Annotated in this window: 4 protein-coding genes; 3 read left to right on the forward strand and 1 reads right to left on the reverse strand. The window is 60.4% G+C overall.

Annotation, left to right across the window (positions count from 1 at the left end; genetic code table 11):
* The first annotated feature begins 135 nt into the window (after positions 1–135).
* The gene (locus KFF05_13990; protein ID UTW51026.1) at positions 136–5055 is read left to right on the forward strand and encodes a PAS-domain containing protein; all 4920 of its coding nucleotides are present in this window, start codon (positions 136–138) and stop codon (positions 5053–5055) included.
* A gap of 45 nt (positions 5056–5100) precedes the next feature.
* The gene (locus KFF05_13995; GenBank protein UTW51027.1) at positions 5101–6063 is read left to right on the forward strand and encodes a diguanylate cyclase; all 963 of its coding nucleotides are present in this window, start codon (positions 5101–5103) and stop codon (positions 6061–6063) included.
* A gap of 17 nt (positions 6064–6080) precedes the next feature.
* Here the strand turns inward: KFF05_13995 and KFF05_14000 are convergent, their stop codons facing one another.
* Positions 6081–7238: an acyl-CoA dehydrogenase family protein gene (locus KFF05_14000; GenBank protein UTW51028.1), complete on the reverse strand. Its 1158-nt coding sequence runs from the start codon at positions 7236–7238 to the stop codon at positions 6081–6083.
* A gap of 332 nt (positions 7239–7570) precedes the next feature.
* Between KFF05_14000 and KFF05_14005 the strand changes: the two genes are divergently transcribed.
* Positions 7571–8872: a TolC family protein gene (locus tag KFF05_14005; GenBank protein ID UTW51029.1), complete on the forward strand. Its 1302-nt coding sequence runs from the start codon at positions 7571–7573 to the stop codon at positions 8870–8872.
* Positions 8873–9158: the final 286 nt, after the last annotated feature.

The following is a 9158-nucleotide window of genomic DNA, read 5'->3' on the forward strand; positions in this document are numbered from 1 at the left end:
GCCCACCCCGGCCGCCATACCTGAGACCAAGCCCACTGATCTATCGAATATTTGGTAAAATTCTGCTTTTATCTTGGGGCTTGGAACCCGTCATGTCATCGGGCAGAGGAAAAAACTCAAGGGACGGGACGCAACGTGCCCCAGCAACGCATCCGAACCATCAAGGCAGTACAGCGCAATGTGCTGCGCTATTCCGTGGCCGGGGCGGTACTGATCGCGGCACTGACCGCTGTGTTCATCATGGTGCCCATGCAAGGTCAATTGCGTGATGCTTCCATCACGCATCTGGGCCGAACAATAGAGTCCAAAGCCAGCGCCATTACCCAGATTATCGAAAATGCGAAAGGCGTCGCAGCCCTGTTTTCCAGTCGCCCGCGCGCGCTAGATCTTCTGGAAGATCTGGCCGAGGGCACCATCGATCTCCGTCAATTCAAGGCCGCGTCGGAGCCGGTTTTCATGTCGGCGATGCATTCCACCGATGAAATCGTTGGAATCACCCGCGTCAACCTGGATGGTGACATTGTCTACGCCATCGGCGCCGAGCTACCGCGCCCGACCTGGCCCAACGGTTGGGAACGCAGCCTTGATCCCATTGCCGCAGGAATGGTGCCACTGAATAGCGGACACTACCTGGTCGTCAGCTCGCCGGTCATCGCCCAGGACGGGCGGCAACTGGGCACGGATATCATCACATTTTCCACGATGCGGCTGCTGCGTCTGTTCTCCGAACACGCCGGGATCGGCCGGACAGGGCAGGCGTTTCTGGTGTTTGGTCCCGCCGACGCGCGCAAAATTCTATCGATGACCGGCGGCGAAACCCTGGTCAACGCAAACACTGTGGCGCCGCCGGAAATATTCAAGTCGATCTTGAACGTCAAAAAACTGCTGAAGGCCAGCTTCGTCCACGACACGCAGCATACCTACGCGCACCTACCCGTGTGGCAGGATTGGATATTGATCCTGCGTCAGGACGCCAACGAAATATTCGGCGAACTGAACAAAAATCTCATCTTTGCGGGGCTTGGTGTTCTCGGCCTTGTCATCATGGGCATGAGCGGTCTGTTCCTCCTGCTCCGTCCCTTGACCGATCGCGTGGAACAGATGACCGGCGCCATGGAAACCCAGTTTCATTTGGCATTGAACAACATCCCCAACGGCCTTTGCATGTTTGACGACAATCTTCGAATTGTCGCTTTCAACCGCGAGTTCCAGGATTGTTACGACTTCGATGAGGGTTTCCTGAAACCGGGCATCACGCGCAGCGAATCCTTCTGGCATCTATACAACAAAGGTGCGCTTGGGAAGATCGACAACCCGGAAGAAACGATCAAAGCCCGCGAGGCACAGTTGCGTCAGGGCCGCAATGCCGTGGAACAACACCTGTCAGACGGCCGGATCATCGACGTGCGCTTCGGCGACTGGACCGATGGGTACATCGTCGCCGTGTACACGGACATTACCGAACGCAAACGGGCTGAAGAAACCCAGGCCAACCGCCGCGCCGAACTCCAGGCCGTGATCGATGCCGTGCCGGCCTTGATCAACGTGAAGGACACCCAGGGCCGTTACGTGATGTCCAACCGTTATCACCAGGAATACCTGGGCCTTAACGAACAGGACGTCCAAGGCAAAACATCGGAATTAGTGAGCGTCGAGCACGCGGCCGCAATGTCGAAGCTGGACCGGGAGGTGGTCGAAACCGGAAATCCGATCCCGTTCTTCGACTTCGAATTGAAGATGAAGGACGACACCGTTCGACAGGCGATCTGCACCAAGGTTCCACTCAAGGACACCGATGGGCGTGTCGGCGGCGTCATCACCACGACGATCGACATTTCGGAACGCCGCCAAGCGGAAGCACGCTTGGCTGAAAGCGAAGCACGGTTCCGACAAATTCTCGATGAAAGCCCCATCGCCATCACCATCGTCGACCAGGATACGGGCGAACGGCTGTTCGGCAATCCACGATTGGCGGCGATGCTCGGCGCTGACAGCCTGGATAATGTTCTGCAGATCGACATTGATCGGTCCTTCGTCGATCCGACAAAACTTCAAGAAGCGCGTGATATCTTCGACCGGGAAGGCCGCCTCGACAATTTCGAGGTCGAACGTTTCCACCTGGACCACAAGACCAAATGGTGGTCCCTGGTGACCTGGCGGCAGATCAATTTCGAAGGGCGCCGCGCGCGGATCGCCTGGACCCTGGACATTACCAAACGCAAGACGGCGGAGCAGCAGATCGACCTGCAATCGGCGATCCTGCGAATGACGTTGGACAGCATGCCGAGCGGGCTCTGCGTGTTCGACGAAAACATGCAATACGTCACCTTCAACCGTCAGTTCTCGGAAGTCTGGGGCCTGGACCCGGATCAAGTGCAGATCGGCACCAGCGCCTGGGAAACGGCGCACATCCTTGCCGAGCGCGGTGACTTCGGCGACGCGCACCGCAACCGGTCCGTGGTCGAACGGGTCAGCGCCGTTCGCGAAGGCAACCTCAGCAGTGAAGTTCCCTTGGCCGACGGGCGCGTCGTCTACGCCCGTTACGGCGAGTGGTATAACGGTTATCTGGTCGGCGTGTTCGACGACGTGACCGAGCAGAAGACCGCCCAGATGGTTCTCGAGGAAACACAGGCGCGCCTGACCGCGATCACCGAGAACGTTCCCATCATGCTGGCGCTCAAGGGGCTGGATGGCCGCTTCCTCAGCGCCAATTCGATCTTTGCCGAATGGCACGGCACGACCGTTGACGATCTGATCGGAAAGAGCGTCCATGACCTCGTACCCAGGGACCGCGCGGGCGAAATCGCCAAGCTTGAACGCGAGGTGATCGCAAGTGGCGAAATCGTCATCCTTGAAGCCGAGTCCGCGCTGCACAAGACGCCAAACGGTCAGCCCACGATTTACCGCCTGACGAAATTCCCCGTGCGTGACCGCGAGGGCACCATCACGGGACTCGGCACGGCCATGATCGACATCACTGAGCAAAAGGAGGCTGAGCGCGAACTGGCCCACCAGAAGGCGATCCTGGAAACCACCCTGGAATCCATGGACCAGGGCATCACCATGTTCGACGAAAAGCTGGATGTCATTACCGCCAATTCCAAGTTCATGGAGCTTCTGCAATTTCCAAAGGACCGCTTCCCGCCGGGCACGAACCTGAGCGAATTCTTCCGCTACAACGCCGAGCGCGGCGAATACGGCCCGGGCGACGTCGAACAGCAGGTTCAGGAACGCATGGATTTGGCGCGCAGGTTCGAAGCCCATCATTTCGAGCGCACCCGCCCGGACGGCATGGTCATTGATATCCGCGGCAACCCCCTACCCGATCAACGCGGCTTCGTGACGACGTATTCCGATGTCACCCAACAAAAACGCGCGGAACGAGCCCTGCTCGAGGCAAAACTGGTGGCAGAGGAAGCCAACGAGGCGAAAAGCGCATTCCTTGCCAACATGAGCCATGAAATTCGCACGCCGCTCAACGCCATCGTCGGCCTGACCGGGCTGGCGTTGCAGACCAAGCTGACGGAACAGCAGGAGGATTACCTGACCAAGGTCGACATGTCGTCCCATGCGCTGCTCGGTCTGATCAACGACATCCTCGACTTCTCCAAAATCGAAGCCGGAAAACTGGAAATCGAAACCGTCCCCTTCAATCTGGACGACGTCATCCAGAATTTGTCCGCCATGACCTCGGCACGGGCCGGCGCGAAACCGCTTGAGATTCGCTTCCACATAGACCCCGACGTACCCAAGAACCTGAAGGGCGACCCGCTGCGGCTGGGGCAAATTCTGATCAACCTGACGGCAAACGCCATCAAGTTCACCGAAAGCGGGAGCGTCGTCGTAAAGGTTCTGCGGGAGCCGGCGCCACTCACCGGCATTGCCGAGAAACAGATGCTCCGGTTCGAGGTCACGGATACGGGTATCGGCATGTCGCAGGATCAGATCAACAAACTGTTCCAACCGTTCACCCAGGCCGATATATCGACCACCCGACAGTTCGGCGGCACCGGCCTTGGACTGGCGATCAGCCACAGTCTTGTCACCATGATGGGGGGCAAGATCGGTGTCGAAAGCGCCGAAGGGAAGGGCAGTACGTTCTGGTTCACAGTCGAGGTCACGGCTCTGGCCGCCGCCCCAAGGGCGGATACCAGATCAACGCATCATCCTTTACCGGCTGACTCAATCTCGCGCACGTTGGCGCAAATCGTCGGCATGCGCATACTGGTGGTCGAAGACAATGAAATCAATCAGCAGGTCGCGCAGGAAATCCTCGGCCACGCCGGCGTGGTGGCGGAGATCGCGGGCAACGGACAGGTCGCCGTCGAAATGGTGTCGGCAACGCCCTACGATGCGGTTCTCATGGACCTGCAGATGCCCGTCATGGACGGATACAAAGCGACGCGGATTATTCGCGCCGAGCCCCGGCACAAGGACCTTCCGATCATCGCCATGACCGCCCATGCAATGAGTTCGGAGCGGGACAAATGCCTCGCCACCGGCATGAACGACCACCTGACCAAGCCCATTGACCCGAACCGCCTGTACACGGTGCTGGCGTCCTGGAACGCCCGACCGGCGCCCGCCCCCAAGCCGGCAACGCCGCCTGAGGCAGGGGCCGACATCCCCGCCGTGGAACCGACGCCACCGCCCGATGCCTTGCCCGACGTCATCCAAGGAATCAATCTAAGCGAAGCCCGCACCATGGTGCGGGGAAACGATGCCATCCTGCGGCGCCTACTGGGCGCGTTTCACGAAAAATACATGGACATCGCGGATGAGATCGCCACCCTGTTGGCCGACGGTGACCTGGAAACGGCGGCCCGCACGGCCCATACTTTGAAAGGTGTCAGCGGCAACATCCGGGCAGAACGGGTGTATCAGGCATCGAGGGCACTTGAAGACCAGTTGCGCAGCGGACCGGGCACGCCGGAAGTCGCTGCCTGCCTGGCGGAATTGAGTAGCGCTCTTGACGAGGTTCGTGATTCTCTGGCCGTGGCGCTGGGCAGCAGCACCTCTGCGGAAGGTAACTCATCACCGCAAGCAGGAGAATAACCCGGATGACACTGGGACCGACGGCACGGCGGAAAGGGCGGCGCGATGACGGGAATTGAGAGAAGCGATATTTTGTCCCGCGGCAACCTGGACCGGCAGCGTCAGAAGATACTCATCGTCGATGACGCGGAAACGAACCTGATGATTCTTTCCAACCTCCTGGCCGAGGAAGGTGAGATCATCAGCGCGACCGACGGCGTGCAGGCAATCGCCCTCGCGGAATCCGACCTCCCCGACCTGATCCTACTGGATGTCAGCATGCCCGGTATGGATGGCTACGAAGTCTGCCGCCGCTTGAAATCAGATATCCGGACCCGCGACATACCCATCGTCTTCGTCACCGGCCGGACCGAAGACAATGACCAGGAAAAGGGGTTGTCGCTCGGCGCCATCGACTACATCCTCAAGCCCTATTCACCCCTGATCGTGCTGGCCCGCATCCGCAATCATCTCGCCCTGCAGAAGGCGCACCGGGACCTCAAGGCCGCCAACGCGGAACTGACCCGGCTTGCCACCACGGACTTTCTCACCGGCGTGTGGAACCGGCGGCGGTTCATGGAATTGGGCGAGGCCGAGGTCGCCCGCGTCAGACGCAGCGGCCGCAGTTTCGGCATGGCAATGATGGATGTCGACCACTTCAAGTCGGTCAACGACACCCATGGCCACGACGCCGGGGACAATGTGCTGCGGGCTCTGGCGGAAGCCTGCGTCGACCGGCTGCGGAACGTTGATATCGTCGGTCGCATGGGCGGTGAGGAATTTGCCCTGATCCTGCCGGAAACGGACCCGCAAGGCGCCATGCTGACGGTCGAGAGACTGCGGGAATATCTTGGCGGACTTGCCATCCCCATCGATTCTGGAACCCTGAACGTGACGGTCAGTATCGGCGTAACCACGGTCAGGGACCCAAGTGACACCATCGAGGGGGCCCTGAAGCGGGCCGACGAAGCGCTTTACAAAGCCAAGGGCAGCGGGCGCAACAGAACCGTTGCCTACGAGGATATGTGACGCCGAACTGGCAAGGTCTAGGACGCGTCAAGCCCGTGGGGCCGCAGCAAGCTGCGGGAAATCACCACGTTCTGAATTTCCGTCGTGCCGTCCAGGAATTCGCACATCTTCGCCGCCGCGAAATGGCGGCCGAAGGGTTCCTCCGCACGCAGCCCGGCCGCCCCCATGGCCTGCATGCAGGCGGAAATGCCCCGTACGGCGGCGCGGGTCGCGAATTTCTTGGCATGCGCACATTCCGCGATGCCGGCCTCACCGGCATCCAACGTGCGGGCCGCGTGCTCGGTCAGGCGGCGACAGGCTTCCAGGTCCGTGGCCACATCGGCCAGTTCCCACTGCAAACCCTGATTAGCCAGGATAGGCCGCCCGAAGGCCATGCGCCCGGCGCCATATGCCAAGGCCCGGTCAAGGCATTCGGCCAACATCCCGCAGCACAGCGCGGCGACGAACATTCGCGCCATGTTGATGCCGGCCATGGCCGCCTTGAACCCCTCGCCGGGCGCGATCAGCTGGTTGGCATCAGGAACCCGGCAGTTTTCGAAGGTCAGACCACAGAGCCCCGCCGCATGCCCGCCGAGAAGATCATAGGGCGCGGCGCGGGACAGGCCGGGAAAGTCGCCTTCGATGAGGACGTTGGCGATGCCGCGCCATCCTGCCTCGGCGTCGGTCTGGACATAAACGCTCATGACGTCCGCGTTGACGCCGTTGGTCACCCAGGCCTTCTCGCCGGTCACCGTCCAGCCGCCCGTTTCTTTGGCGGCGGCACAGGTGATCGCAGTCGCGTCACTGCCGACCGCTGGTTCGGTCAAGCAGAACGCGCCGATGCGCTGTCCGTCGATCATGCCGGGCAGCAGGCGATGTCGCTGTTCGTCGGTGCCGCGCCGGGCCACGGCGTTGGCCGCGTTGGCATGAACCTTGAGCGCGAAGGCAAAGCCGAAGTCGGCCGCCGCCAGGACTTCGGCCATACGCGCGGCACAGAGCATCCCGACGCCGCCGCCGCCAACCTCGCGCGGCAAAATCGCCGAGGTCAGCCCGGCGGCCGCCGCCCGCTCGAACATTTCGGCGGGCAATGCCCGTGCCTTTTCCCACCCGGCCGCATCCGGCCGCACGTCACGGGCCGCGAATTCGGCCGCAGCGGCAATAAGGTCATCCTCGGTTTTCGAAAGATTTTGGCTCATGATTCCTCCCTCGGCGATCTTCAGCGCGGTCTCGCGCAGGGTGCCTTTGTTCAAACCTTACCCGGTTGACGCCGCCGTTGGGATGGCGAATCGCGCGATCCCGGACACGGGATCGAGGGGGCGGCGGGGCAGGACAGGACGGTCATCTACGGCGCGAATATCACCAATTGAGGCTCGACATGATTTCCGCAAACTTTTCAAAAACTTACATGAATCAAAAAAACAGTCGCGGTGCCTGAAACAGGCTTCGGCCCTCCCGATAAGATGTTCCAATTGTCCCCCGAGTGTGCAAGTTTATGCCGAAATATGGCGAAGGCACTTGGGGAAAGACGTTGCACAGCCTTCTCAAGGCGGGGTTCACATTTGCGGTGATCTTCGGCGTGTCGGCATGGAGTGCCGGCGCGCGGGCTCAGTCTTTGCCTGATGCCCTGCTTGACCTGATCGAAAATCACGACCGGATCAACGCCGCCAAGAATTCGCTGAACGCCGCGACAAGCCGCATCCGCGAAACCCGCGGTGCCTGGTTCCCCGAACTGGAAATCGATATCAACAACGGCTTCCAGAAGCGCGCCAATCCCGGCACCCAGGACACCACCAAAAAATTCAACGAGACGTCGCTCAGCGTCACGCAACTGCTGTGGGATTTCGGCAAGACCGACACGGACATCGATATTTCCCAAAAGAACCGGGACTCGGCGGCGATCAACCTGAACCAGGTACGCCAGGACCTGGTCCTCGAGGGCATTGTCGCCTACATCCAGGTCTACAGCGCTAACCGGCGCCTCACCCTGTCGCGGCAATCTGAAGACAACATCAAGAAACAAACGGAACTTGAAGATGCCCGGGTTGCAGGCGGCGCCGGGTTTTCGACCGACGTTCTGCAGGCCAAGACCGAGCTGGCCGAAGCCCAGTCGCGCCGCGTGGTCGCCGAGGGCACCTTGCGCAACGCCCTGTCCCGCTATCATGCGCTGTACCGCGACATGCCAAAGGGGATCAACGAATTCAGTCTTCCCCCCGTGCCCGAAGTCCTGATGCCCAGGACCCTTGAGGAAGCCATCGAAATCGGGCTCAAGGAAAACTTCCAGCTGCGCAACGCGCGGCTTGCCTCCGACATCGCCAAGGACAGCGTAACGCGGACCCGTCAGGATTTGTTCTTTCCCGAACTGAACGCGGTCGTCGAAACCAGCCACGAGCGCAACCTGGACGGCACCATCGGCCAGCGCAACACCCAGGCCGCCAAGGTCGAACTCAACTTTCCCTTCAATTTGGGCTTTACCGCGCTTGATTCCGTCAGCGCCTCCAGCAGCGATTATAAAGCCTCGATCGACCGCGCCGCGGACACCCAGCGCACGATCGAAGAGACCATCCGCCTTGCCTGGGCGGATCTGGAGACCGCACGGCAAAACCACGAGGTCCGCACCGCGCAGGTCGAAATCGCCGCCAAATTTCTTGAATTGGCCCGCGAAGAGCGTGAAGCGGGCCGCCGTTCGCTGCTTGATGTGTTGTCCGGGGAAACCCGCCTGATCAACGCACAGAGCGATTCCGTCCTGACGGAGGTCTCAATCGTGCAGGCGGCTTTCCGTCTGCTGAACGCGATGGGGCGCCTGGAAGTGTCCGCGGTCGAGGCGAAGTAGCCTCCCGTTTATCACTGCTTTCCCGCCCAAATCGGATTCAGGACGATTTATCCGCCATGTGGTCAACGGTCACATTTTTTCCGTCGATTTTAAGATAATTTTATACATACTATATCGTATCGGCGTGGGCGGATCGTTCACGTTGGTGTAATGTTGAATGCCTACAATCCTGAGGCCCGGCGAACGAGACACCAAGATCGCGCACCGACGGGTCATGCAGTCAGTGCTCAATCTAGGGAATTAGGAGGGTTTGCTTCGGCGGCGACCAATAGGTGCTGTCGTGCGC

The sequence above is a fragment of the bacterium SCSIO 12827 genome, from assembly GCA_024397995.1.
GTDB lineage: Bacteria > Pseudomonadota > Alphaproteobacteria > Rhodospirillales > Casp-alpha2 > UBA1479.

Excerpts from the sequence above, each read along its gene's own strand:
- KFF05_13995 (UTW51027.1), top strand. The coding sequence starts at position 5,101 with ATGACGGGAATTGAGAGAAGCGATATTTTGTCCCGCGGCAACCTGGAC.
- KFF05_14000 (UTW51028.1), bottom strand. The coding sequence starts at position 7,238 with ATGAGCCAAAATCTTTCGAAAACCGAGGATGACCTTATTGCCGCTGCG.